The organism is Nonomuraea maritima (assembly GCF_900100395.1).
Taxonomy (GTDB): domain Bacteria; phylum Actinomycetota; class Actinomycetes; order Streptosporangiales; family Streptosporangiaceae; genus Nonomuraea; species Nonomuraea maritima.
The window spans coordinates 237410-261302 of record NZ_FNFB01000006.1 but is presented as its reverse complement, the minus strand read 5'-3'; the positions used below and the strand labels follow the sequence as shown (position 1 = coordinate 261302).

The window sequence follows — 23893 nt, the reverse complement described above, 5'->3', positions numbered from 1 at the left end:
CGGCCCTCCCCGGTCAGGAGAGTCAGCGCCGCATCTTCTTCTGATCAGGGCGGCCCTTCCCCCGGTCGGGGACGGCCCGCTTCCTTACGCGCAGAGGGTCCTCCCCGTACGGGGAGGACCACCGCGAGGGCCGCCGCACGGACGGCCCGCCCCTCGCACGGGGAGGACCGTCCGTTTCGGGTCAGAAGTCGAAGTCGTCGATGTTGTCCGCGTTGAAGACCGTCGGCTTGCCGAGCAGCACCTCGCCCTTCGCGCCGATCGTGTAGTCGCCCAGCTTGCCCGCCTTGAACGTCTCCCCCTCGGCGCCGGTGATCTGCCCGGACGCGAGCGCCGCCGCAGAGTACGCCGCCAGGTAGCCGAGGTCGGCCGGGCTCCACAGCTCGAACGCCTCGATGGTGCCGTCCTTGACGAACTTGCGCAGCTGGTTGGGCGTGCCGAGCCCGGTCAGCTTGACCTTCCCCTTGGCCGGCGAGTCCGACAGGTAGCGGGCCGCGGCGGCGATGCCCACGGTCGTGGGCGAGATGATGCCCGCCAGGTCGGGGTACGAGCGCAGCAGGCCCTGCGTCTCGGTGAACGACTTCTGGTCGTCGTCGTTGCCGTAGGCGACCTTGACCAGCTCCATGTCCTTGTACTCGGGCTTGCTGAGCTCGTCCTTCATGAAGTCGATCCAGGTGTTCTGGTTGGTCGCGTTCGGCGTGGCCGAGAGCACGGCGATCTTGCCCTTGTGGCCGATCTGCTCGGCGAGCAGCTGCACCTGCGTGCGGCCGAGGTCCTCGGCGCCCGCCTGGTTGACGAAGACGTCGCGGCCGTCGGGGGCGGTGTCGGAGTCGTAGCTGACGACCTTGATCCCGGCGTCCCTGGCCTGCTTGAGCGCGGGCACCACGGCGTTGGGGTCGTTGGCGGAGATGACGATGGCGTCCTGCTTCTGCTGCGTCAGCGTGTTGATGTAGGACACCTGCGAGGAGGCGCTGGCGTCGGACGGGCCGACCTCCTTGCCCTCGCCGCCGAACTCCTTGGTGGCCGCGATGCCGCCCTGGTCGGCGACCGTGAAGTACGGGTTGTTGACCTGCTTCGGCAGGAACGCGATCTTGAGCCCCTGCTTGAGCGGGGCGTTCGGGTCGGCGGCGGCCGACGAGGCCGCGGCGGAGGGGGCGGCCGACTGCTGGGCCGCGACGTCGCTTCGCGTGGTGCCGCCGCCGCAGGCGGCCGTCAGCAGGACGAGCCCGGCGAGCAGCGCCGTGGGGCGCCAGGAGGTGCGCATGTTCATGGAGCGGAGTTCCCTTCCACTGGTGATGGTGTGCGCCGCCGGCGGACCGCCCCCAGGTTCGGCGCCAGCACTGATGCGACGAGCAGCAGGCCCGTCACGAAGTTCAGGACCTCGTTGGCCACGTCGGCGAGGATGAGCGCGTTGCGGACGACGCCGAGGAGCAGCACCGCCATCAGCACACCGGCCAGCGTGCCGCGCCCGCCGAAGATCGACACGCCGCCGAGCAGCACGGCGGCCACCACGGCGAGCTCCAGCCCCGTCCCGTTGTCCGCCCGCGCGCTCGCGTACCGGAAGGTGTAGACGAGGGAGGCCAGCGCGGCCATCACGCCGCAGGCCACGAACAGCCAGAACTTGATCCGCTTGACCCGGACCCCGGCGAAGAACGCGGCCTCCTCGTTGGAGCCGAGCGCGAAGATCGCCCGGCCGACCCCGGTCGCGTGCAGCACCACCGCCGCGACCGCCGCCAGCACCGCGACCAGCACCGTGGTGAGCGGCAGCGGCCCGATCGACGCGGTCGCGAGCCCGGTGTACGCGGGCGGCAGGTCGGCCACCGCCTGGTCGCCGAGGATCACGTACGCGAGCCCGCGGAACAGCGCCAGCGTGCCGATCGTGACCGCGAGCGACGGCAGCCCGAGCCGGGTGACGAGGAAGCCGTTGACCGCGCCGCACGCCGCGCCGACGAGCAGGCAGATCGGCATGATCAGCTCGATGGGCAGCCCCGCGTTCCACAGCCGGCCGAGCACCGCGCACGACAGTCCGAGCGTGGACGCCACCGACAGGTCGATCTCGGCGGCCACCACGATCAGCGTCATGGTCAACGCCATCAGGGCGATCTCGGTCGTGTCGAGCAGCAGGAAAGAGACGTTGGAGGCGTTGGCGAAGCCGTCCACGCCGAGCGAGGCCCACACGCAGACGCCGACGAGCAGGACGAGGATCAGGCTCTCCCACCTGCGGGCCGGTTCAAGCCGCATCGCGGAACCTCCTCCGACGCAGCGCCGCGGCCACGCGCAGCGCGAGTATCCGGTCGAGCACGATGGCGGCGATCAGCAGGGCGCCGTTGATCGCCGTCTGGGCGAGCGCGTCCACCCGCAGCACGGCGAGCGCGCTGGTGATGCTCGCCAGCAGCAGCGCGCCGAGCGCGGCCCCGTAGACGGTGCCGCTGCCGCCGAAGATGGCCACACCGCCGACCACGACGGCCGCGATCACGTCGAGTTCCTTGCCGGTCGCCACGGTGGCGTCCACCGTGCCGAACCTGGCCGCCCACAGCACGCCGGCCAGCCCGGCGAGCGCACCGCCCGCGACGAACGCGGCGACGATCCTGCGGCGTACCCGGATGCCGGCCAGCACGGCGGCCTCCGGGTTGGAGCCGATCGCGTACAGCTCGCGGCCCGAGCGCAGGTTGCGCAGCATCCAGCCGACGACCAGCAGGACGACGAGGGCGACCAGCGCGGGCAGCGGCACGCCGAGCACCGAGCTGGTGCCGAGGGCGAGGAAGCTGTCCGGCATGTCGGCCGCGTTGACCTGGCGGCCGCCGGCCCAGGCGTAGTCGATGCCGCGGAAGGCGTACAGGGTGCCGAGGGTGGCGACCAGCGCGGGCACCTTCGCCACGCCGACGAGCAGGCCGTTGACCGCACCGCAGACGGCGCCCAGCAGCACGCAGCCGGCGATCACCACCGCGACGGGGACGCCCGGGTTGTCGGCCAGCACCAGCGCGCCGCCGAACGCCGTCAGGCCGACGACCGAGCTGACCGACAGGTCGACGTTCCTGGTGATGACGACGAGCGTCTGCCCGACGGCGAGCAGCGCCACGATGGCGGAGTTGAGCAGGATGTCGCGCAGGCTGGCGTAGCCGAGGAAGGTCGGGTTGACCGCCCCGGTGACCGCGAACAGCACGGCGAGCGCGATGACGATGCCGAGCTCGCGCACGCGCGCGACGCGGTCGACGAGCCGCCGCGCGCCGCCTCCCCGCACGCTCTCGGCGGACGTCGCGGTGGCGGTCATGCGGCCCTCCTGCGGGTCAGGTGGGGTGTCGTGCTGACGGACGTCGGGGCGGTCATGCGGCGCTCCTGCCGGTGGCGGCGGCCATGACGGTCTCCTCGGTCGCCTGCGCACGGGGCAGCTCGGCGACGAGCCGTCCTTCGTGCATGACGAGCACCCGGTCGGCCATGCCCAGCACCTCCGGCAGCTCGGACGAGATCATCAGCACCGCCACCCCGCTCCCGGCCAGCTCCGACAGCAGCCGGTGCACCTCGGCCTTGGTCCCGACGTCGATCCCGCGCGTGGGCTCGTCCACGATGAGCACGGACGGCCCCCGCGCGAGCCACTTGGCCAGGACGACCTTCTGCTGGTTGCCCCCGGACAGCACGTCCACGGGGTCGGCGAGGCGGGCGTACTTGAGCCGCAGCCGCACCGCCCAGTCGGCGGCCCGGCTCCTCTCGGCGGCCCGCGAGACCAGCGGCCCCCTGCGGACGGCGGCCGGCCCGGCGAGGCCGATGTTGCGCTCGATCGACAGGTCCATGACGAGCCCCTGTTGCCGCCGGTCCTCCGGCACGAGCGCGAGCCCCGCCGCCATCGCCGCCGTGGGGCTCGCGGGGCGCAGGCGCCTGCCGCCGACCTCGACGGATCCGGCGTCCCAGCGGTCGATGCCGAAGATCGCCCGCGCGACCTCGCTGCGCCCGGCGCCGACCAGCCCGGCCAGCGCGACGATCTCGCCCCGCCGCACCTCGAACGACACGTCGGTGAACACACCCTCGCGGGTGAGCCGGCCCACCTTCAGCGCCACCTCGCCCGCGTCGGTCTCCTGCTTGGGGAACAGGGCGTCCAGCTCGCGGCCGACCATGCGGCGGACGAGGTCGTCGGGGGTGATGTCGGCGATCAGGTCGGTGGCGACGTGGCCGCCGTCGCGCAGGGTCGTGACGCGCGTGCAGAGCTCGAACATCTCCTCCAGCCGGTGCGAGATGAACAGCAGCGCGCAGCCCTGCTCGCGCAGGGTCTTCGCGACGCCGAACAGCCGGGCGACCTCGTTGCCCGACAGCGCCGCGGTGGGCTCGTCCATGACGAGCACGCGCGCCTGCCGCGACAGCGCCTTGGCGATCTCGACGAGCTGCTGGTCGGCGATGGACAGCCCGCGCGCCGGCTGGTCGGGGTCGAGCCGTACGCCGAGCCGGGTGAACAGGGCGGAGGCGGCCTCGCGCATCGCCCGGCGGTCGATGCCGAACCGCGAGCGCGGCTGGCGTCCCATGAAGATGTTCTCCATGACCGACAGGTCAGGAAAAAGCGTCGGCTCCTGGTAGATGACGGCGACGCCGGCCTGCTGGGCGTCGGCGGGCCCGGCGAACTCGACCGGCTCGCCGTCCAGCAGGATGCGGCCCGTGTCGGGCCGGTGCACCCCGGACAGGATCTTCACCAGCGTCGACTTGCCCGCGCCGTTCTCCCCGGCGAGCGCGTGCACCTCACCGGGGTAGAGGTCGAGAGAGACCTCGCGTACGGCCCGTACCGCGCCGAACGCCTTGCTGACCTGCGAGAGAGAAAGAACGGGAGTTAGATCCATGTACCCGCGCTCCCGGGAAAAATCGTTTTAAGCAGTGGCAGGACGGTAGATCAGGCAGCCACACCGCGTCAATGCCCTGTTACGGCAAAATTTCCGGCACGTCGCACCGCGCCGGAGCCGTGGGAGAATTGTTACGTTTTAATAGTCTTCACATGGGGAAACATGACGAGTCAGGCGACCGGGGCCGGCCGCCTGACTCGAGAGGCGCTCACGCGCCGAAGTGCCGCAGCACCTCCGGGTTGGCCATGGCGTCGAGGTTCGCGGCCTGCTCGACCGGCGTGCCGAGCAGGATCTTGCGTACCGGCACCTCCAGCTTCTTGCCCGACAGGGTGCGCGGGATGCCCGGCACCACGCGGATCTCGTCGGGGACGTGCCGCGGCGACAGCTCGGTGCGCAGCGCGGCGCACAGCGCGCGTTCGAGCTCCGCGGTCAGCTCGGCGCCCTCGGCGAGGGCCACGAACAGCAGCAGGCGGCCCTCCTGGCCGAGCCGGCCGGTGTCGATCACCAGGCTGTCGGCGATCTCGTCGAACCGCTCGACCACCCGGTAGAACTCGCTGGTGCCCATGCGGACGCCGCCGCGGTTGAGCGTCGAGTCGGAACGGCCGTAGATGACGCAGCTGCCGTCCTCGTCGATCTTGATCCAGTCGCCGTGCCGCCACACGCCGGGGTAGACGTCGAAGTAGCTCTCGGCGTACCGCTCACCCGCGGGGTCGTTCCAGAACATGACCGGCATCGACGGCATCGGCCCGCTCACCACCAGCTCGCCCACCTCGCCGACGACCGGCTTGCCCGCCACGTCGTACGCCTCCACCTTCGCCCCGAGCGACCGGCACGGGATGACGCCCGCCCTGATCGGGTGCAGCAGCGTCGCCCCGACGAACCCCGTGCACACGTCGGTGCCGCCGGAGAACGACCCGACCGGCACCCCGGGCAGCTCGGCGGCCACCCACGCGAAACCCTCCGGCGGCAGCGGCGAGCCCGTCGAGCCCACCCCGCGCAGCCGGTCGAGGCCCTCGGGACGCAGACCCGCCTTCAGCGAGGCCATGATGTACGGCGCCCCCACCCCGAAGTACGTCACCCCCTCCGAGGCGGCGATCCGCCACAGCGCGGCCGGGGACGGATAGGTGGCCGAGCCGTCGTACAGCACAGGTGTGGCCCCGACCAGCAGGCCGCCGATGAGGTAGTTCCACATCATCCAGCCCGTGGTCGTGTACCAGAAGAACACGTCGCCCTCGCCCAGGTCCTGGTGGAAGGAGAGCGACTTGAGGTGTTCGAGCACGACGCCGCCGTGGCCGTGGACGATCGGTTTCGGCAGCCCGGTCGTGCCGCTGGAGTAGAGAATCCAGAGCGGATGGTCGAACGGCACCCGCTCGAACTCCAGCGGCCCCTCCTCGGCCCGCAGCCCCTCCCAGCCGATCACCTCGCCGTGCGGCGTCTCGCGGCTGTGACCCTCGCCCGGCGCGCCCCCCTCCAGGTACGGGATCCAGACGGTGGCGCGCAGCGTGGGCAGCGCGGCGGCGATCTCGTTGACCGCGGCGGAACGGTCGAACGCCTTGCCGTTGTAGCGGTAGCCGTCGACCGCGATGAGCACCTTGGGCTCGATCTGCTTGAACCGGTCGACGATGCTCGACACCCCGAAGTCGGGCGAGCCCGCCGACCAGACCGCCCCGAGTGAGGCCGTCGCCAGGCAGGCGATCAGGGCCTGCGGGATGTTCGGCAGGTACGCGGCCACCCGGTCACCCCGCCCGACGCCGAGCCGCACCAGCCCGGCGCGCACCCTGGCGACCTCGTCACGCAGCTGCGCCCAGGTCAGCTCCTGGCGGGCGCCGTCCTCGGAGACGGACACCAGGGCCACGCCCTCGGTGCGGCGCAGCATGTTCTCGGCGTAGTTGATCGCGCTACCGGCGAACCACGTGGCGCCCGGCATCTCGCCCGACAGCACCGGCCCGTCGCCGCGGTCGCCGATCACCTCGAAGTAGTCCCAGACGGAGGACCAGAACTCGGCGGGGTTGTCCACCGACCAGCGCCACGCCTCCTCGTAGTCGCCCGACCGGCCCAGCCACCGCAGGTAGTGGGTCAGTTTGGCGGACGCGACGACCTCTTCGCTCGGCTCCCAGAGAAGCTCGCCCTCAGCAACCATGTGATCCATCCTGTCGCCGGTCGGGGGGAAAGTCACACCCGACCTCCCACACAACTTGCTATCTCCGTAGGTGGTCGACCGCCATACGCGCGGCCGTGCCGATGACCGCGTCCGCGCGCGGCTGGTTGAGGGCCGTGCTGAACGAACGCGTGAAGACCGACACCGCGTACCGGCCGCCGTCGGGGTACTCCACGACGCCCGACTCGCAGCGCAGCGTGGGCAGCGTGCCGGTCTTGCCGCTCACGGAGACGTCGTCGTACGGGAAGCCCGAGGCCAGGCGGTGCGGCCATACCTGCGCGTTGAACAGAGTGCGCATCCACGCGCACGACTCGGCCGAGGCCGCCTCGTCCCGCCAGATCAGCCCGAACAGCGTGGTCATCTCGCGCGGTGTGCTGCGGTTGGCCCGCGCGGGGTCCAACGCGCCCAGCCGGGCTATGTCGTCCGGCTCCACGACCGGCCACTCGTGCCCGGTGTCGGCGCTCATGCTCGCGAGCATCTCCCCGGCGCTCTGCACCACGCGGGTCACGGCCAGCCCGAACGACTCCAGCACGGCGCCGATCGCGGCGTACCCGACCCTGGACAGCAGCTGGTCGGCCGAGGTGTTGTCGCTCACCGAGATCATCGAGTACGCGAGGTCGCGCAGCGAGATCGTCACGTCGTCCCGCATCGCGGACAGGCCTGTCGACCCCGGCGCCCGGTCGGCGTCCGTCACGGTGACCCGGCAGGACAGGTCGAGCAGCCCGGCGTCAGCCTGCCGGCAGAGCGCCACCAGCAGCGGCACCTTGAACATCGACGCCGTGGGCAGCGGCTCGTCGGCGCCGTGGCCGACCTCGCGTCCTGCGTCGATGTCGGTGGCGTGCAGCCAGCCGGTGACGCCGGCCTGCCGGAAGATCCGCTCGAAGTCGGGGGCGCTCATGCCAGCATCCCTGGCCTGCGGCTGACGCGCCGCGCGGGCACCCCGCCGTCGTCCGTCATCCCCGCGTTCTCCTTCAACGCCCGTACGGCCACGGCAGCGAAAGCCGCGACGAGCTCACCGCCGGTGCCGTCCTCGGCGGGGGCCGCCGCCGCGCGCCAGGCGGTCGAGACCCGGCTCGTGATCGGCGAGCCTAGCAGCGGCCTCCAGGACAGCCCCGGCAGGTCCGCCCTCGGGCCGAACGCCACCGCGGCCCCGGCCAGCACCATCCCGAGCCCGGTGCCCTCGTGCACCCGGGCCGGGACGTACCCGTGGCGGCGGCACTCCGACAGCACCTCGGCGTGCCAGCCGGGTTCGCCCTCCATGGGCGGCAGCAGCAGCTCCCTGCCCGCGAGGTCGGCCAGGTGCACCTCGCCGACGCCGGTGAGCGGATCGTCGTCGGCCAGCAGGACGCCCTGGTTCTGCACGAGCACCCGGCCGAGGCGCAGGCCGGGCCCGGCGACCGGGTGGCGGACCAGGCCCACGTCGATCGTCCCCTCCGCCAGCGCCGCCACCTGGTCGGCGGTCCAGATCTCGGTGGGCATGAGCCGTACGTCGGGGTGGGCGGCACGGAAGCCGCCGACGAGGGCCGCGAGCACGGCGGCGGCCAGGTCGGGCGGGACCCCCACCTTCAGCACCGTGCCCTGGCCCTGGTGGGCGAGCTCGTGCAGGCGGTCGACGCGGGCGACGATCTCACGGGCCTCAGCGAGCAGCAGCCGGCCGGCCTCGGTGAGCCGGACCTGCCGGGCGGAACGGTCGAACAGCCGGACGCCGAGCTCCTCCTCCAGGCGCTTGATGCGCTGGCTGAGCGGCGGCTGGGCCATGCCGAGCCGGATCGCCGCGTTGCCGAAGTGAAGTTCCTCCGCCACCACGGTGAAGTAGCGGAGGTGCCGGACCAGGTCCATGACAAGCAAATATATCCACTTTTATATGTATGTTCCTCTGATATCAATATTGGACGTCTATGTCGGATTTGTGGTCAGCTCTCCGGCATGGCACCACACACGGGGAGTCCGTACGTTCACCTCAGGCCCGAGCGGCCGCCGCGGCGGCGGCGCGCGCGGTGGCCCTGGATCACGGCGGGGCTGCTGGTCCCGCTCGTCGCGGCGGCCGGCGTCATCTGGGCCCTGCGTACGGAGGGCTCGCCCGAGGAGACGGCCGACCGCTACCTGTCGGCCTGGTCCGACCAGGACTACGCGACGATGCGCTCCCTGGTCGTGGACCCGCCGGGCGACTTCGAGACCTGGCACCACCGCTTCCTGACCGACCTCAAGGCCACCTCGGCCTCCTTCCACCGCCCGAAACTGAACGACCCCCTCGCCAGCGCGCCCGACGACGGCAGCGTGAGCTTCAGCGCCACGCTCACCGGGCGGGTGGACTGGAGGTACAGCGGCCGTCTCCAGCTCGTCGAGCACGGCGGCGCATGGAAGGTGGCCTGGGCGCCCGCCGCCATCCATCCCCTGCTGCGTACGGGCCGCTCGCTCAAGGTGGTCAGGCAGCAGGGCGAGCCGCTGCGGGTGCTCGCGGCCGACGGCACGCCGATCAACACCCCCGACGCGCCCGGCTCGGTGCAGCAGCTCGTCGAGGGCATGAAGCAGACGTTCCCCGACCGGTTCACCTCACCCGACCGGTACGGGATCGAGCTCTACGAGGGCGACGCGCCGGTCAGGACCCTCGTGGACGCCGGCGGGTACCGTCCGATGCGGACCACGATCGACCTGAAGGTGCACCAGGCCGGCGCACAGGCACTGGAGGGTGTGGACAAGCCCGCCTCGCTGGTGGCGATGCGCGCCTCGACCGGGGAGATCCTCGCGGTGGTCAACGCGCCGGGCGGCTTCAACCGGGCGCTGCTCGGCAAGTACCCGCCCGGCTCGACGTTCAAGGTGGTGACCGCGTCCGCGCTGGTCGCCGACGGTGTCGAGCCCGGCAGCCAGGTCGGGTGCCCGGCCGAGAAGAACATCGGCGGATTCCCGTTCCACAACGCCGGACACGAGGAATTCGGCACCCTGACGTTCCAGGACGCGTTCGCGCACTCGTGCAACACCACGTTCGGGGAGCTGAGCGTCGCGCGGCTGAACGGCGGGCGGCTGGGCGAGGTCGCGCACAGCTTCGGCTTCGGCTCCCCGATCACTCCGGGCGTGCCCGCCGTACGCGCCGAGTTCCCCGACCCGAGGGACGACACCGACCTGGCCTCCGCCGCCATCGGACAGGGCCGGGTGCTGGCCAGCCCGCTCAACATGGCCTCGGTGGCCGCGGCCATCGCCTCCGGCGCCTACATCCCGCCCCGGCTGGTGCTCGGGGAGCACATCCCCGACGCGCAGCCGGACAACCCGCGTCCGCTGGAGAAGGGGGTGGTGAAGGCGCTGCGCAAGCTGATGCCCGCCGTCGTCACCGGCGGCACCGCCCACGAGGTGAGCTTCCCCTCCGGCACGGCCGGCAAGACCGGCACAGCCGAGTACGGCTCCGGCGCAGAACCCCCCACCCACTCCTGGTTCATCGGCTACCGCGACGACCTCGCCTTCGCCGTCCTGGTAGAAGGCGCAGGAGCCGGCGCCGCCGTAGCCGCCCCCATAGCCGCCCGCTTCCTCAAGAACCTCGCCTAACACCCCCACGTGGCTGAGGTACGGGAGCCACCCCCCGCCCGTCGGGGTACAGGTCCCTTTCGGAGCGGAGAGGAGACCCACCCCAAAGAGACCCACACCTCACCGACGGCCAAGCGACGCGACCGGGGAAGCACCGACGACCGCCACCTCCACACTCCCGCCCCAAAGGAACCTGCACCTCAGCAGCGGGGAAGCCAGGTGGTCAGGAAAGTAACGACAGGGACCTGCCTCCCCACCGTTGAGGTGCAGGTCCCTTTCGGAGTGGAGGGAAACCCAAAGAACCTGTACCGCAGCGGCGGGGAAACAAGGTGGTCAGCGAAGTGGCGGCGGGGTTGCCTCTCCGCCGTTGGGGTGCAGGTCCCTCCACAGAGTGGAGGGGACCCCCCAAGGACCTGTACTGCAGCGGCGAGGAAGCAAGGTGGTCACGGAAGCGACGGTGGGCTTTTCGCCGTTGGGGTGCGGGGCCCTTTTGAGCGGGTGGACGCCCCCGAAGGGGCTGTGGGTCAGTGGTGGGGAAGGGGGGTGGTGAGGGAGGCGACAGCGGCCACCACCTCGCTGGCGTTGGAGAGGTCGGGGAGGACCATGTCGGCGCCCGCCTCCAGCAGTTCGGCCGGCATGGAGCGGCCCGAGGCGATGCCGATCATCGCGGCGCCGCCGATCTTCGCGGCCTGGACGTCGCGCGCCGAGTCGCCGATCACGACGGTGTTGGCCGCGGTGAACGGGGTGCCCAGCCGCTGCGCGGCCCGCGACTGCGCGACCTGCAGCAGCGTCGCCTTGGGGTAGACCTCCTCGCCGTACCCGCCGAGGTCGAAGTCGACGTACTTGTCGAGCCCGAACGCCCTGAGCTTGTGCACGGCGTTGCTCTTGATGGTGCCGGTCAGCACCGTCGGGACGACGCCGTCGAGCCGGCCGACCGCCTTCATGGCGTCCTTGGCCCCCGGCATCATCCGCCCCTCCTTCGCCAGCCGCCCGCGACGGTCGGCGAAGGCGGTGGCGAGGGCGGCCAGGAACTTCGGCAGGTGGTCGTCCTCGGCCACGATGCCGTTGACGGCGAGCGTCTCGAAGACGATCTCGGAGTCGGGACGGCCCAGCGGAGCCACGAGCTTCACCAGCGGACGCCCCGTCACGACGCGGAACGCCTCGGCGTAGGCGTCTCTGGTCACGATGGCGACGTCGACCAGCGTCAGGTCGACGTTCCACAGCACAAGGCGGTTGATGGCAGCCTCCTGGAAATCCCCTGGAAGGGTACGGCCGTCACCGGGCCCGGGTCGACCTCTGGTGCGATTCAAGCATGCTAGGCGTACCGGAGGGCGTCGGAGAGCCGGTCGACGACCGGCAGGCCGGTGCCCTCCAGCTCGGCGCGCGTGCTCATGCCGCCCGTGTAGAGCACGGCGCGAGCGCCCACGTGCCGGGCGGCGAGCCCGTCGTCGACGCTGTCGCCGATCACCAGCACCTCGGCCGGGTCGACGTCGATGGCCGCGATGTGCGCCGCCATGTGCTCGGCCTTCTCGCCTCCGGTGCCGCCGTTCAGCAGGCCGTCGACGCGGGTGAAGCGGGCGGTGATGCCGAACGACTCGACCAGCGGCACCAGTTGGACGTGCGGCGCCATGGAGCACAGCGAGTGGGTGCCCGCCCAGCCGGAGAGCACGACCTCGGCGTCGGGGGCGAGCCCGCACAACTGGCTCAGCCGGAAGTAGTTGTCGTGGAACCCGGTGTCGAGCAGCTCCCACTCGCCCTCGGCCAGGGGACGGCCGAGCAGGCGCTCGTAGGCGACCCAGATGGGCCGCGTGTAGACCGCACGGAAGGAGTCGAGCGTCAGCTCGGGCAGCGCGTACGCCTTGAAGACCTCGTTGGTGGCTCCGACCACGGCCTCCGCGTCATGGAAGAGCGTGCCGTTCCAATCCCAAATAATGTGCTTTGTCATGTCATGGGGAAGCCTAACGGGCCGGCACGACAATTCCCGATCAGGGCCGCAACAGGTCGGGGATCTCCTGGGTGGCATACCACATGAGCTCGTGCGCCTCCGCGCCGTCCACCGTGAACCGCGCGTCGTCGTCGCCCTCGTCGGCGGCGGGCAGCGCGGCGAGGGCCGCGTCGACGTCGGCGGCGGCGTCGAGGTCGTCGACGTGGACCGCCGCCACCTTCGTCATCGGCACCACGTCACTGAGCTGCACCCGCGCACGTTCCTCCAGCTCGGCCCGGACGATGACCGAGCGGTCCGGCACCTCGACGGCGATCACCACGCGCCGGGGCGGGGCGTCGACGCCGTCGGCGCGGTCGGCGGCGAGCATCCGCAGGGAGGCGCGGGCCGCCTCGGTGAGCGCGACGTATTCGAGCTCCTCGATGTCGCCGGAGGCGTACCACTCGGTGAGGGCCGGCGTCACCGCGTAGCCGATCAGCGGGGCGGGGCCCAGCCCGCCCGCCTCGACGGCCGCGGCGAGCGCCGGGAGCGTGCACGGCAGATAGACGCGCATGAAGAACCTTTCGTACGTGCGGGACCGGGCTGCGGCCCGGTGGTGCCGGGACGAGACGTCGTCACGGCAGGGAAGGGCTCCATCATGCCCGGCGCAGCGTGAGGCTGAGGACGGACTCGAGTTCCGTGATGGTCGTGTCCGGGTCGCGGTGGTGGATGCCGGAGATGCCGAGCGCGCGGGCGGCGACGATGTTGGCCTCGATGTCGTCGATGAACACGCATTCCTCGCCGGGCAGCCCGATCCGGTCGAGGGCGTGGTGGAAGATCCGCGGCTCGGGCTTGCGCATGCCGACCTCGCCGGAGATCACGACCGCGTCGAAGACCTCGTCCCAGCCGTCGCGGGGGTAGGTGTTGGACCACGAGTTGGACAGCAGGCACGTCCGCAGCCCGTGGCCGCGTACGTCGCGCAGCATGTCGTACATGGCGTCGACCCGTTCGAAGCCCGCGAACATGCGGTCGAGCAGGCCGTCGGGCACGGGCGGCTCGCCGTCGACGGTGCGGAGCCGGGCGGCGAGGTCGCGCTCGAACGACGGGCCGTCGAGCTCGCCGCGTTCGAGGGCGTGGACGATGCTCTCACCGTCGTCGGTCTTGTAGGCGTGCTCGATCAGTTCCCGCATCACGGTGTAGTAGTGGCCGGCCTCGATCCTGTCCGCCGCGATCCAGCGGGAGATGGCGTGGGAGAGGCTGGTCGTCAGCACCCCGCCCCAGTCGATGAGAACACCTTTCACCATCGTCCCAGAGTAGAACCCCCACGAAACACCACCAGACTCCCCTATCCCCATATACCCGCTATATACCAGGCAAAGGGGTGTCCGAAATGCCTGCGTAAGCTGCGGTTCCAGCGTTGACAACGCCCCAGGAGGGACCGCCGTGCGTTCGACGATCCTGATCACCTCTCCCGACCAGTGGGTCGCCCCCGGCCTCGAACTCTTCGAGTTCGCGCCGATCATCCCCGGCGGACCGGAATGGTTCTCCAAACCCGTCCTCGTCGCCCTGCTCAGCTCCGTCGTGGTCATCGCTCTGTGCTGGGCCGCGTACGCCAAACCGACGATCATCCCCAAGGGCCGGCAGAGCATCGGCGAGTACGCCTACTTCTTCGTGCGCGACCAGATCGCCCGGCCCAACCTCGGCGCCGACTCCGACCGGTGGATGGGCCTGCTGCTCAGCATCTTCCTGACGGTGCTCGTCTGGAACCTGATGGGCGTCATCCCGTTCGTCCAGTACCCGGTGGCCGCGACCATCGGGTTCCCCATCGTGCTCGCCGTCACCGTGTACGGCGTCAAGATCTACCTCGGCGTACGTCACCACGGCGTGCGCGGCTACCTGCGCGGCATCGTCCACCTGCCCGGCCTGCCCGGCTGGGCGTACGGGCTCTACGCCCCGCTGATCCTCGCCGAGGTGTTCCTCACCTCGCTGTTCACCCACTTCACCCGGCTCTTCGCGAACATGTTCGCCGGCCACATCCTCGTCGCCTTCTTCAGCTCGGTCGGCTTCTGGTTCCTGTTCGAACGGCTGACCGTGCTCGGCGCGGGCCTCGGCGTCCTCGGGGTGACCATGACGGTCGCCATGACGGCGTTCGAGATGTTCATCATGTTCCTGCAGGCGTTCCTGTTCGCCATGCTGGCCGCCATGTTCATCGCCGGCGGCCTGCGCGGCGAGCACTGAGACGAGCACTGAGACGGGCGCTGAGACGAGCGCTGAGCAGGCACTAACGGAAGAGCGCGGCCAGTTTCCTGTGCTCCGGGAGACGCATCACGCTCGACGCCTTCGCGGCCGAGGCCACGGGCGTCTTGGCCAGCAGGCCCCGGTGGTCCTTCAGGGTCAGTAACCGGGTGACCGACTGGTCGAGGCGCTCCTTGGTGATCCGCCCCGACTTCACCGCCGCCAGCACCGCCCGCTGCGCCTTCTGCAGGTCGTTCGGCATGAGCAGCAGGTCGGCGCCGGCCAGCACGGCCCGTACCGCGATCTCGCCGTCGTCGTACTTCTTGCGCACGCCGGCCATGTTGAGCGCGTCGGTGGAGATGACGCCGGTGAACCCGAGCTCGTCCCGCAGCAGGCCGGTCAGGATCGTCTTGGACAGCGTCGCCGGGTCGCCCGACCGGTCGAGCTTGGGGAAGACGATGTGGGCGCTCATCACGGCGTCCACGCCGGCCTTGATGGCGGCCTTGAACGGCGGCGCGTCGATGCGCTCCCACTCGGCCTTCGTGTGCCCGATGACCGGCAGGCCGGTGTGGCTGTCGACGGTCGTGTCGCCGTGTCCGGGGAAGTGCTTGGCGGTGGCCGCCATCTTCGCCGCGTCGAACCCCTTGACCGCCGCCGCGACCATCTTCGCCACCAGCGTCGGGTCGTCGCCGTACGCGCGCGTGCCGATGACCGGGTTGCGCGGGTTGACGTTGACGTCGGCCACCGGCGCGAAGTCGAGGTTCACGCCGAGCGCCCGCAGCTCCTTGCCCGTCGCCTCGGCCACCTGCTGCGCCAGCTCCGGCTTGCCCGTCTTGCCGATCTCACCTGCGCCGGGGAAGGTGGACATCACGGCGGCGAAGCGCGACACCAGGCCGTTCTCCTGGTCGGTGGCGATCAGCAGGGGAACCTTCGAGGCACGCTGCAGGCTGTTGGTGAACCCGACCACCTGCGAGACGCTCTTGACGTTGTACGGGAACAGGATGACGCCGCCGAGGTGGTACTTCTCGATGACCTCGGCCGGGGTGCGGGCGCCGTACCTGGCCTGGTTCTCCTCCGAGGCGCTGTCGGCCGTGGTGCCGTAGATGACGGGCATGAACAGCTGCCCGACCTTCTCCTCGACGCTCATCCGGGACAGGGCCCGCTCGACCGGGGTCTGCTCGGGCACCGCGGGCTGAGTCGGCTCCGTCGGCACGGCCGGGGCAACCGCAGCTTCGGACGGGCTGCTCGGAGCGCTCGGAGGCCGCTCGACCACCGGACCGCCACCCCCGCAGGCGGTGAGCGCGGCCAGCAGGAGCCCTGTCATAGCGATCCGTCGAAGCACGCCCACCAAGGTATCTACCTAGCGAGCATGCTGGGTCCCGTATGTCCAGATCCTGGGATTACAACCCCAGCGTGGCCAGCCCCGGCAGGTGAGCGCGGGCCGCCGCGCGCGCGTCGGCCGCCGTCGGCTGCGCCCGTGCCGCCTCCGCCGCCGTACGGCACTGTTCGACGGTGTGCGCGGCCAGTCCGGCGCGTACGGCGGGCAGCGCGGCCGGCGCCATCGACAGCGAGCACAGACCGAGCCCGGTCAGCACGCAGGCCAGGGCCGGGTCGGCGGCGGCCTCGCCGCACACCCCGATCGGCTTGCCGGAGCGCACCCCGGCCTCCGCCGTCATGGCCACCAGGTCGAGCAGCGCCGGCTGCCACGGGTCGTGCAGCGGGCTCATCACGCCGAGCTGACGGTCGGCGGCGAAGGCGTACTGGCTCATGTCGTTGGTGCCGATCGAGGCGAAGTCGGCCTGGGCGAGCAGGTCGCGGGCGCGCAGCGCCGCGGCCGGGACCTCGATCATCACGCCCGCGCTGCGCAGTCCCCGCTCGCGGCAGGCGCGCACGAACCAGGCGGCGTCCTGCGCCGTGGTCACCATGGGGGCGAGCACCTGCAGGCCGTCCTCGGCCACCGCCGCCAGCGCGTCGAGCTGGGCCGCCATCACCTCGGGATGGGCCCGGTACAGGCGCAGCCCCCGCAGCCCGAGCGCCGGGTTGGGCTCGGCGGGCGCGGGCAGGAAGGCCAGCGGCTTGTCGGCGCCGCCGTCGAGCGTCCGCACGACGACCCTGCCGCCGGGGAACGCGCGCAGCGCCTGGCGGTAGGCGCGCCGCTGCTCCTCCTGGGACGGCGGCGCGGTGCGGTCGAGGTAGAGGAACTCCGTCCGGTAGAGCCCGACGCCCTCGGCCTCGGCGGCGACGGCGGCCTCGAGGTCGGCGGGGCTGCCGACGTTCGCGAGCAGCAGCATCCGCTGCCCGTCGGCGGTCCGGCCAGGCCCCTTGGCGAAGGACAGCGCGGTCCTGCGCGTCTCGGCGGCCCTGACCTCCGCGGCGGCGTCGGGTTCCGGCCGCACCCGGACCTCGCCGGTGGTGCCGTCCACCATCACCTCGACGCCGGACGGGATGGCGGTCGCGCCGGGGCACGCCACGACGGCGGGGACGCCCATCGCTCGGGCCAGGATCGCGGTGTGGCTGGTGGGCCCGCCCTCCTCGGTGACGAACGCGGCCACCTGGCCGCGCGACAGCAGCGCGGTGTCGGCCGGCGCGAGGTCCTTGGCGACCAGCACGTACGGCTCCTCGGAAGGCGCCGGCATGGCGGGCATGGACTGCCCGTAGAGCACCGCGATCACGCGGTCGCGGATGTCGTGCAGGTCGGCGGCACGCTCGCCGAGGTAGCCGCCGGACCCGGCGAGCACGTCGCGGTACTTCGTGAACGCCTCGAAGACGGCCCTGGGGGCGGCCAGGCCGCGATCGATCAGCGAGCGCACCTTGACGACCAGGCCGGGGTCCTCGGCCATGAGCGCCTGGGCCTTGAGGATCTCCTCGGCCTCGCCGCCGGCCTGGTTGCCGCGAGCCTCCAGCTCGCCGGCGATCTGCGTGAGCGCGGCCATCGCGCGCGCCTTCTCGTCCTCCGCCTCACCGACGTAGGTGGCGCCCTCGGGGGGTTCGGGCACGGAGACGGAGAGGACGTACGAGGGCCCCTGCCCGACACCCGGGCTGACCGCCACCCCCCTCAGGTTCATGGCGCGGCGGCTATCGCGGCGAGTTCGTCGAGCACCTCTTCCGAGCCGTCGCCCTCGGCGGAGATCACGACGGTCTCCCCCTGCCGGACGTCGAGCGCCATGATCGCGAGGATGCTCTTGCCGTTGACGGGGTCTCCGCCGTTGAGCTTGGCCACGGCGATGTCCATCGAGGCCTGCTTGGCCCGCTGGACGAACGTCGCTGCCGGGCGCGCGTGCAGCCCGACCTCCGCGGCCACGGTGACCTTGCGCTCACCCATCTCGCTGCTTCCTCCTCTGTACCGGTCCGTACCAGCCGCACCAGCGTACGGCCGGCTCCGGTCAATCGCCGTCAAATCGGATTTTTCACCATTGTGACTGGTCTACCCGATGAGGCGGCATCCCCCTTCAACCGATCACCGCGGCCGCTATTCCCACCGGAAGAGCGCGTCCCCCACGCGTACGTCACCGACCGCCAGCCCGGTCAGCGAGCCGGAGACGGCGTCCAGCGCGACGACCGGGCAGACCGGCGAACGCCCGCCCGCCTCGATCACCGCAGGGTCCCAGGCCACCACCGGCTGGCCGGCGCGCACCCGGTCCCCCTCCGCCGCCAGCGCCCGGAACCCCTCACCTCTGAGCTGGACGGTGTCGATGCCGAGGTGCACCAGCACGCCCTTGCCGTCGTCCCCCACGACGACGTACGCGTGCGGATGCATCTTCACTATTTTTCCAGCTATGGGGGCGACTGCCGCGCCTGGCCCCCGTAGCGGGTCGATCGCCGTTCCCAGACCGACCATGCCCGCCGAGAAGACCGGGTCGGGCACGGCGGCCAGTCCCACGGCCTCTCCCCCGACCGGGGCGAGCACAGTCGTCATGGTCTCGCCTTCAGCCGATGATGTCCTCGATGTCGCTGGCGATGGTGTCGGCCTCCGGCCCGACGACGACCTGCACCACGTTGCCCGCGGCCATCACGCCGTGCGCGCCGGCCGCCCGCAGCGCCGCCTGGTCGACCTTCGAGGCGTCGTGCACCTCCGTACGCAGGCGGGTGATGCAGGGTTCGATCTCGATGATGTTGTCCGCACCGCCCAGCCCGGCGATGATCGCACGCACGTCGGCCGCCATCAGACCCTCCCTCGGACTCGCACTCCGAACAGGCTAGATCAGTCGGTCTGCGTGACCTTGTTCAGTCCGCGAGGTGCGTCCGGGTTGTGACCGAGCCGCCGGGCGAGCGCCTCGGTGAGCAGCTGGCCGGGGATGATCAGGCCCAGCGGAGCCAGCCACTCGGGCAGCTCAGGACCGTTCAGCGCGGCCGTGCCCGCCTGCGCGAGCGCGCTCCCCCCACCGATCGTGTACGCCGCCGCGCCCGCGGCCACGACCCGCTCGGCCAGCGCGACGGTGCCCTGCAGCGTCGGGCTGTTCTCGGAGGCGACGAGCAGCGCGGGGGTGTCGGCGTCCACGACCGCGATGGGACCGTGCAGCAGGTCGGCGTACGACAGGCCCATGGCGTGCAGGTAGCAGGCTTCCTTGAGCTTCAGCGCGGTCTCCAGCGCCGTGGAGAAGGCGAGGCCGCGTCCGGACACGACCACGCCGGGCTTGTCGGCCAGGCCCTCGACGACGGCGTCGATGTCGCCGGGCTCGGCGATCAGCTTCTCGACCGCCTCGGGCACCCGCTGCAGCTCGGCCGCGTCGACGTCCGCGCCGAGGCCGAGCGCCAGCACCGCGAGCGCGGCCAGCTGCGTCGTGTACGTCTTGGTCGCGGGGACGGCCTTCTCCTCGCCGGCCACCGTGCACAGCGCGACGTCGGCGGCCTGGGCGAGCGGGCTGCCGGCGCCGCCGTTGGTGATGCCGACGGTCTTCGCCCCGCAGTCCTTGGCCCACGAGAGCGTCTCGACGATCTCCTCGGTGCGTCCCGACTGCGAGATGGCCACCGCGAGCACCCCGTCGAGGTCGAGCTTGCGCCGGTACGTCGTCGCGATCGACGGCGCCGCCAGCGCGGACAGCCGTCCGGCGTGCGACTCGACCAGATAGCGCCCGTAGACTGCGGCGTTGTCGGAGGTGCCACGCGCAATGAACAGCAGCTGGCGGGTCCGCTCGCCCAGGGCGGCGATCTCCGAGACCTGGGGCAGCAGGGCGTCCAGCGTGGCCCGCAGCGCGGCGGGCTGCTCGGCGATCTCGCTGCGCATCTTGGTGGTCATCTTTGAGAACATCCTTACGTCATGGCGGCTCGGACTTGACCGACTTTCGCGACATGTGGTCTAGTCCGGACTAGACCAGTACGAACCATAGCCCATTATCCAAGGTCAGCACGAGGGGAGGTTCCGTGGCGCACATCGACCCCGACAGCCCGGTGCCCAAGTACTTCCAGCTGCGCGAGATCCTGCTGGACCTCATCGACAGCGACGAGCTCAGCATCGGCGCGGCCATCCCCTCCGAGCGCGAGCTGTGCCAGCGCTTCGGGTTGTCAAGGATGACCGTACGCCAGGCCGTCGACCATCTCGTCTCCGAGGGTCGCCTGCACCGCGTGCCGGGCAAGGGCACGTTCGTCGCCCGTCCCAAGATCGAGCTCGCCCTGCAGCTCACCTCGTTCACCGAGGACATGCGGGCCAGAGGCATGATCCCCGGCTCGCGCGACCTCGACCGGCGCATCGTGCGCGCCAGCGCCCACCTCGCCAAGGAGCTCGGCATCCCGCCGGGCGAGGAGGTCCACTTCATCGAACGCCTGCGCACCGCCGACGGCGAGCCGCTGTCCATCGAACGCGCCCACATCCCCGTCAAGCTCGCCCCCGACCTCGCCTCCTTCGACCTGTCGGAGAAGTCGCTGTACGAGCTGCTGGAAACGCGCTACAGCCTCGTCATGGACGCCGGCGAGCTGACCATCGACGGCGGCATCGCCGATCCGAGCGACGCCGACCTGCTCAAGCTCCCCCGGGGCGGCGCCGTCCTGCTGCTGCAGCGCCGGTCGTTCTCCGGCGGCGTGTGCGCCGAGCTCGGCGTGTCCACCTACCGCGCCGACCGCTACCAGCTGCGCACCGTCCTCGACAGACGGGGCTGAATCCCGCCCGCGAGCAGGTGCCGGGCACCCCCTGGCGTCGTCCACCATGGAACGCAGGAAACCGCACCGGGCACCACCCCCGGTCGGCCGCGGCGCACAGGGCGCGCGATCCGCGCCGTCGCCTGTTCGACCATCGCCACCAGATCAGGAAGAGACGAACCTGATGAATGCGTCGCGTTCCGGGCTGTCCCGTCCGAGTGAGGACACGCCCCGCTGGATCCGCCACGGCCCGAACCGGGGTGCCCGGTGAGCGAGACCGCGGCCGCCAAGCCCGCGCTGTTCGCGCGCCTGATGGCCGTGCTCCAGCGGCTGGGCCGCTCCCTGATGCTGCCCATCGCCGCCCTGCCGGCGGCCGCGCTGCTGCTGCGCTTCGGCCAGCCCGACATGCTGGGCTCCAACGGCCCCCAGCCTGGCGGCCTCGCCGACGTGGCAGGCCTGGCATGGATGAACCAGGTGGCCGGGGTGCTCGGCGCCGCAGGGGCGGCACTGCTGGAGAACCTGCCGCTGCTGTTCGCCGTCGGCGTCGCGATCGGCTTCGCCCGCAAGTCGGACGGCTCCACCGCGCTCGCCGCCGTCGTCGGCTACCTGGTCTTCGACCGGGTGACGAAGGTGATGTTCGCCAGGTCCGACATCCGCGACACCGTGGTCATCAGGGAGGCCCTGCCCCAGGGCGGCTTCCACGAGATCATCGACTACGGCATGCAGAACCCCACCAAAGTCCTCGGCGGCATCGTCATCGGCCTGGTCGCCGCCGTGCTGTGGCAGCGGTTCCACCGCATCAAGCTGCCGTCCTGGCTGGCGTTCTTCGGCGGACGCCGGTTCGTGCCGATCATCACCTCCATCGTGGCGCTCCTCCTCGGCGTGCTGTTCGGCTGGCTCTGGCCGGTCATCGGCGAGTGGGTGCGCCACGCCGGCGAGGCGCTGGCCGCCGTCGGCCCCGTGGGCACCGGCGTCTACGGGCTGGTCAACCGCCTGCTCGTCCCTTTCGGCCTGCACCACTTCGTCAACTCGGTCGTCTGGTACGTGGTGCCGCAGTGCGAGGTCGGCGGGCGCGTGCTGGGCGGCGACTGGAACTGCTACTTCGGCGGCGCTCCCGACTCCGGCCACTTCATGGCCGGCTTCTTCCCCATCATGATGTTCGCCCTCCCCGCCGCCGCCCTGGCCATCTGGCGGGCGGCACCCCCGCACCGGCGCGCCACGGTGGGCGGCATCATGCTGTCGGCCGGGCTGGCGTCCCTCGTCACGGGCATCACCGAGCCGATCGAGTTCGCGTTCATCTTCGTCGCGCCGGTGCTGCTCGTGGTGCACGCCGTTTTGACGGGGCTGGCCATGGCGATCACCACGCTCATCGGCGGCCAACTCGGCTTCGGGTTCTCGGCGGGCCTGCTCGACATGCTGCTCAACGCCAGCAAGTCGAACACCCACAACCTCCTCGGCATCCTCGTCGTCGGCGTGATCTACGGCATGGTCTACTACGTCGTCTTCTCGTTCCTCATCCGCAAGCTCGACATCCAGACGCCGGGCCGCGAACCCGAGCCCGACCTCGACTCCGGCGAGACCTAGCCGCTGTAAGCCGTTCGCAGGCGGCGGTTCGTCCATGGCAAGTACGGCGCAAGCGATACGCCGTACAAATATCGACATCACCCCCAATGCCGAGGAAATGCCATGAACCGTACGCTTTGTCTGCTTGGGAGCACGTCCGTCGCCCTCGCGCTGGGCATGACGGCCCTCACCGGCACCGCACACGCCTCGACCACCGCCCCGAACTGCAAGCAAGCGGCGAAGTGGTACGACGCCGTGCCGTGGGACCGCACCACCGGCTCTCTTCCCTTCGCCGCCAACTACGGCATCAGCCAGGCCGTCCACTGCCTCATCGACGCCGAGCGGGCCAAGGTCGGCCTGCCGCCGCTGACCCGCAACACGAAGCTGGACGTGGCCGCGGCGGAGCACGTGCGCGCGGCGGTGAACCTGAAGTGGTGGGGCCGGGGCGCCGACTCGCACACCAACCCGAAGACGGGCTCCACCCCGAAAAGCCGGATCCTCGGCGCCGGCTACTGCCCGAAGGGCCGCTCATGGTCGGTCTCCGAGACCACGTACACCGGCTGGGGCGGCAAGGGCACCCCGCGCGCCGCCGTCCACTGGTGGGTGTACGTCAGCAAGGACGGCCACCGCGAGATCCTCCTGAGCAAGTCACTCAAGGAGATCGGCACCTTCGGCGTCCTCGGCGGCGCCGCCGACAGGTCCGGCGCAACCGCCCGCAACGCCGGCTCCTACGTAGCCACCTTCGGCACCTGCACCCAATAACCCCACAGAAGCACCCACCGCCCGCCCCCTCCCAGCGAAGCCCGACCCACGCCTGGGACCCTCACACGAACCGCTCAGCGCCACCTGGACCCCCGCACGGACCCGCCATGAGGCTCGCGGTTGCGGAAGGCCGTTTCCGGGCGAGGGCCGTGGCCGGAAAGGCCGTACCGGCACCCCAGCTCCGCCCGCCACAACCCGCGGACCCGGACATATCCCCAGCCAGAAGCGGGAAAGTTGGCGCGATCTGTATTCCTGAGCCGGACCGAAAACTCCTAAGAGCGATTGTTTCTCCCCGGATCAGGAACTGGAGGACGCGTGTCCGCAGCCCCTCACATCAACCTCACCCCCGCCCCCGAGCCGCCGTACGACGGCGACCGGGCCCAGGCACGCGACCCGCAGACCTCCGGTTCCCTGGCCCTCGACACCCGCCCCCTGGTGTGGGGCCCACCGGGCGCGCTCCCGGACGAGCGCGCGCTGCGCCACCTGGGGCAGGCACTGGCCGAGGTGCTGAGCGGCCGCCGTCCACCCGAGACCGTGGCGAGCCGGCTCACCGAACGCGCCTACCAGGAGCTCCTCAGGGCGGGCACGATGCTGCACACCGGTCACCCGCCGTTCGCCGGGGCCGTCCGCGTCACGGAGCCCCGCGACGGAGCCGTCGAGATGTGCGTCATGGTGCACTGCGGCCGCCGCGTCCACGTCCTCGCCGTACGCCTCGAACGCCACGGCATGCGCTGGCTCTGCACCGACTTCGAAACCGCGTAGCCCCTTCTGACGGCGACAGGGTGCCCGAGGCTCGAACCCCGCGCACGGGAACGGCCCCGCGATCACCGTAGTGATCACGGGGCCGTC

The 23893-nt window shown here is 71.3% G+C and carries 23 protein-coding genes; 6 read left to right on the top strand and 17 right to left on the bottom strand.

Annotated elements, in window-relative coordinates:
- Positions 1 to 181 precede the first annotated feature (181 nt).
- From rhaS to BLR04_RS13700, 7 genes are all read right to left on the bottom strand, one after another.
- On the bottom strand, positions 182 to 1267 hold the full coding sequence (gene rhaS / locus BLR04_RS13730) for a rhamnose ABC transporter substrate-binding protein (RefSeq protein ID WP_090763702.1): 1086 nt from the start codon (positions 1265 to 1267) through the stop codon (positions 182 to 184).
- Positions 1264 to 2238, bottom strand: a complete 975-nt coding sequence (locus BLR04_RS13725) for an ABC transporter permease (protein WP_090763700.1) — start codon at positions 2236 to 2238, stop codon at positions 1264 to 1266. Before BLR04_RS13725 ends, rhaS begins: the two co-directional genes overlap by 4 nt.
- Complete coding sequence (locus BLR04_RS13720; RefSeq protein WP_090763686.1) at positions 2228 to 3268, bottom strand: ABC transporter permease; 1041 nt, start codon at positions 3266 to 3268, stop codon at positions 2228 to 2230. The genes BLR04_RS13725 and BLR04_RS13720 overlap by 11 nt, the downstream gene beginning before the upstream one ends.
- A gap of 52 nt (positions 3269 to 3320) precedes the next feature.
- Positions 3321 to 4817: a sugar ABC transporter ATP-binding protein gene (locus BLR04_RS13715; protein ID WP_090763685.1), complete on the bottom strand. Its 1497-nt coding sequence runs from the start codon at positions 4815 to 4817 to the stop codon at positions 3321 to 3323.
- Between the two features lie 208 nt (positions 4818 to 5025).
- Positions 5026 to 6957, bottom strand: a complete 1932-nt coding sequence (locus BLR04_RS13710) for an acetoacetate--CoA ligase (RefSeq protein ID WP_090763684.1) — start codon at positions 6955 to 6957, stop codon at positions 5026 to 5028.
- A gap of 58 nt (positions 6958 to 7015) precedes the next feature.
- Positions 7016 to 7873 (bottom strand): serine hydrolase, encoded by an 858-nt coding sequence (locus BLR04_RS13705; protein WP_090763680.1) that lies wholly within the window; start codon positions 7871 to 7873, stop codon positions 7016 to 7018.
- A complete protein-coding gene (locus BLR04_RS13700; protein WP_090763678.1) occupies positions 7870 to 8814 on the bottom strand; it encodes a LysR family transcriptional regulator in 945 nt (314 codons plus the stop codon). The genes BLR04_RS13705 and BLR04_RS13700 overlap by 4 nt, the downstream gene beginning before the upstream one ends.
- 87 nt (positions 8815 to 8901) lie before the next feature.
- On the opposite strand from BLR04_RS13700, the gene BLR04_RS13695 reads away from it, so the two are divergent.
- Positions 8902 to 10512, top strand: coding sequence for a penicillin-binding transpeptidase domain-containing protein (locus BLR04_RS13695; RefSeq protein WP_090763676.1), 1611 nt, complete (start codon positions 8902 to 8904; stop codon positions 10510 to 10512).
- Between the two features lie 503 nt (positions 10513 to 11015).
- On the opposite strand, the gene BLR04_RS13690 is transcribed toward BLR04_RS13695, so the two are convergent.
- The 4 genes from BLR04_RS13690 to BLR04_RS13675 form a co-directional block, all read right to left on the bottom strand.
- On the bottom strand, positions 11016 to 11717 hold the full coding sequence (locus BLR04_RS13690) for an HAD family hydrolase (protein ID WP_090763673.1): 702 nt from the start codon (positions 11715 to 11717) through the stop codon (positions 11016 to 11018).
- Positions 11718 to 11806: 89 nt separating this feature from the next.
- Positions 11807 to 12436, bottom strand: a complete 630-nt coding sequence (locus BLR04_RS13685; RefSeq protein WP_090763669.1) for an HAD family hydrolase — start codon at positions 12434 to 12436, stop codon at positions 11807 to 11809.
- Positions 12437 to 12476: 40 nt separating this feature from the next.
- The gene (locus BLR04_RS13680; RefSeq protein ID WP_090763663.1) at positions 12477 to 12986 is read right to left on the bottom strand and encodes a DUF6912 family protein; all 510 of its coding nucleotides are present in this window, start codon (positions 12984 to 12986) and stop codon (positions 12477 to 12479) included.
- Positions 12987 to 13068: 82 nt separating this feature from the next.
- The gene (locus BLR04_RS13675; protein ID WP_090763660.1) at positions 13069 to 13716 is read right to left on the bottom strand and encodes an HAD family hydrolase; all 648 of its coding nucleotides are present in this window, start codon (positions 13714 to 13716) and stop codon (positions 13069 to 13071) included.
- Between the two features lie 139 nt (positions 13717 to 13855).
- Here BLR04_RS13675 and BLR04_RS13670 point away from each other — a divergent pair, with 139 nt between their 5' ends.
- Positions 13856 to 14650: a F0F1 ATP synthase subunit A gene (locus BLR04_RS13670; protein WP_090763657.1), complete on the top strand. Its 795-nt coding sequence runs from the start codon at positions 13856 to 13858 to the stop codon at positions 14648 to 14650.
- A gap of 43 nt (positions 14651 to 14693) precedes the next feature.
- Here the strand turns inward: BLR04_RS13670 and nagZ are convergent, their stop codons facing one another.
- From nagZ to BLR04_RS13640, 6 genes are all read right to left on the bottom strand, one after another.
- Positions 14694 to 15971 carry a beta-N-acetylhexosaminidase gene (gene nagZ, locus BLR04_RS13665; RefSeq protein ID WP_090763655.1) on the bottom strand — a complete coding sequence of 426 codons (1278 nt, stop codon included), beginning with the start codon at positions 15969 to 15971 and terminating at the stop codon, positions 14694 to 14696.
- Between the two features lie 76 nt (positions 15972 to 16047).
- Entirely contained in the window at positions 16048 to 17712 is a 1665-nt protein-coding gene (ptsP, locus tag BLR04_RS13660; protein ID WP_090763654.1) for a phosphoenolpyruvate--protein phosphotransferase, read from the bottom strand.
- A complete protein-coding gene (locus BLR04_RS13655) occupies positions 17709 to 17969 on the bottom strand; it encodes an HPr family phosphocarrier protein (protein WP_090763648.1) in 261 nt (86 codons plus the stop codon). The genes ptsP and BLR04_RS13655 overlap by 4 nt, the downstream gene beginning before the upstream one ends.
- A 147-nt stretch (positions 17970 to 18116) precedes the next feature.
- Positions 18117 to 18563 (bottom strand): PTS sugar transporter subunit IIA, encoded by a 447-nt coding sequence (locus BLR04_RS13650; protein ID WP_090763645.1) that lies wholly within the window; start codon positions 18561 to 18563, stop codon positions 18117 to 18119.
- A gap of 10 nt (positions 18564 to 18573) precedes the next feature.
- Entirely contained in the window at positions 18574 to 18810 is a 237-nt protein-coding gene (locus tag BLR04_RS13645; RefSeq protein WP_090763642.1) for a PTS sugar transporter subunit IIB, read from the bottom strand.
- A gap of 38 nt (positions 18811 to 18848) precedes the next feature.
- Positions 18849 to 19883 carry an SIS domain-containing protein gene (locus BLR04_RS13640; protein ID WP_090763636.1) on the bottom strand — a complete coding sequence of 345 codons (1035 nt, stop codon included), beginning with the start codon at positions 19881 to 19883 and terminating at the stop codon, positions 18849 to 18851.
- A 125-nt stretch (positions 19884 to 20008) separates the two neighbouring features.
- On the opposite strand from BLR04_RS13640, the gene BLR04_RS13635 reads away from it, so the two are divergent.
- From BLR04_RS13635 to BLR04_RS13620, 4 genes are all read left to right on the top strand, one after another.
- Positions 20009 to 20740 carry a GntR family transcriptional regulator gene (locus BLR04_RS13635; RefSeq protein ID WP_090763633.1) on the top strand — a complete coding sequence of 244 codons (732 nt, stop codon included), beginning with the start codon at positions 20009 to 20011 and terminating at the stop codon, positions 20738 to 20740.
- A gap of 246 nt (positions 20741 to 20986) precedes the next feature.
- On the top strand, positions 20987 to 22303 hold the full coding sequence (locus tag BLR04_RS13630) for a PTS transporter subunit EIIC (RefSeq protein WP_090763630.1): 1317 nt from the start codon (positions 20987 to 20989) through the stop codon (positions 22301 to 22303).
- Positions 22304 to 22405: 102 nt separating this feature from the next.
- Positions 22406 to 23044 carry a CAP domain-containing protein gene (locus tag BLR04_RS13625; RefSeq protein ID WP_218128877.1) on the top strand — a complete coding sequence of 213 codons (639 nt, stop codon included), beginning with the start codon at positions 22406 to 22408 and terminating at the stop codon, positions 23042 to 23044.
- Positions 23045 to 23359: 315 nt separating this feature from the next.
- Positions 23360 to 23806 carry an Rv3235 family protein gene (locus tag BLR04_RS13620; RefSeq protein ID WP_245740232.1) on the top strand — a complete coding sequence of 149 codons (447 nt, stop codon included), beginning with the start codon at positions 23360 to 23362 and terminating at the stop codon, positions 23804 to 23806.
- The last annotated feature ends 87 nt before the right edge of the window (positions 23807 to 23893 follow it).

Excerpts from the sequence above, each read along its gene's own strand:
- rhaS (WP_090763702.1), bottom strand. The coding sequence starts at position 1,267 with ATGAACATGCGCACCTCCTGGCGCCCCACGGCGCTGCTCGCCGGGCTC.
- BLR04_RS13725 (WP_090763700.1), bottom strand. The coding sequence starts at position 2,238 with ATGCGGCTTGAACCGGCCCGCAGGTGGGAGAGCCTGATCCTCGTCCTG.
- BLR04_RS13720 (WP_090763686.1), bottom strand. The coding sequence starts at position 3,268 with ATGACCGCCACCGCGACGTCCGCCGAGAGCGTGCGGGGAGGCGGCGCG.
- BLR04_RS13715 (WP_090763685.1), bottom strand. The coding sequence starts at position 4,817 with ATGGATCTAACTCCCGTTCTTTCTCTCTCGCAGGTCAGCAAGGCGTTC.
- BLR04_RS13710 (WP_090763684.1), bottom strand. The coding sequence starts at position 6,957 with ATGGTTGCTGAGGGCGAGCTTCTCTGGGAGCCGAGCGAAGAGGTCGTC.
- BLR04_RS13705 (WP_090763680.1), bottom strand. The coding sequence starts at position 7,873 with ATGAGCGCCCCCGACTTCGAGCGGATCTTCCGGCAGGCCGGCGTCACC.
- BLR04_RS13700 (WP_090763678.1), bottom strand. The coding sequence starts at position 8,814 with ATGGACCTGGTCCGGCACCTCCGCTACTTCACCGTGGTGGCGGAGGAA.
- BLR04_RS13695 (WP_090763676.1), top strand. The coding sequence starts at position 8,902 with ATGGCACCACACACGGGGAGTCCGTACGTTCACCTCAGGCCCGAGCGG.
- BLR04_RS13685 (WP_090763669.1), bottom strand. The coding sequence starts at position 12,436 with ATGACAAAGCACATTATTTGGGATTGGAACGGCACGCTCTTCCATGAC.
- BLR04_RS13680 (WP_090763663.1), bottom strand. The coding sequence starts at position 12,986 with ATGCGCGTCTATCTGCCGTGCACGCTCCCGGCGCTCGCCGCGGCCGTC.
- BLR04_RS13675 (WP_090763660.1), bottom strand. The coding sequence starts at position 13,716 with ATGGTGAAAGGTGTTCTCATCGACTGGGGCGGGGTGCTGACGACCAGC.
- nagZ (WP_090763655.1), bottom strand. The coding sequence starts at position 15,971 with ATGACAGGGCTCCTGCTGGCCGCGCTCACCGCCTGCGGGGGTGGCGGT.
- ptsP (WP_090763654.1), bottom strand. The coding sequence starts at position 17,712 with ATGAACCTGAGGGGGGTGGCGGTCAGCCCGGGTGTCGGGCAGGGGCCC.
- BLR04_RS13655 (WP_090763648.1), bottom strand. The coding sequence starts at position 17,969 with ATGGGTGAGCGCAAGGTCACCGTGGCCGCGGAGGTCGGGCTGCACGCG.
- BLR04_RS13650 (WP_090763645.1), bottom strand. The coding sequence starts at position 18,563 with ATGACGACTGTGCTCGCCCCGGTCGGGGGAGAGGCCGTGGGACTGGCC.
- BLR04_RS13645 (WP_090763642.1), bottom strand. The coding sequence starts at position 18,810 with ATGGCGGCCGACGTGCGTGCGATCATCGCCGGGCTGGGCGGTGCGGAC.
- BLR04_RS13640 (WP_090763636.1), bottom strand. The coding sequence starts at position 19,883 with ATGACCACCAAGATGCGCAGCGAGATCGCCGAGCAGCCCGCCGCGCTG.
- BLR04_RS13625 (WP_218128877.1), top strand. The coding sequence starts at position 22,406 with ATGAACCGTACGCTTTGTCTGCTTGGGAGCACGTCCGTCGCCCTCGCG.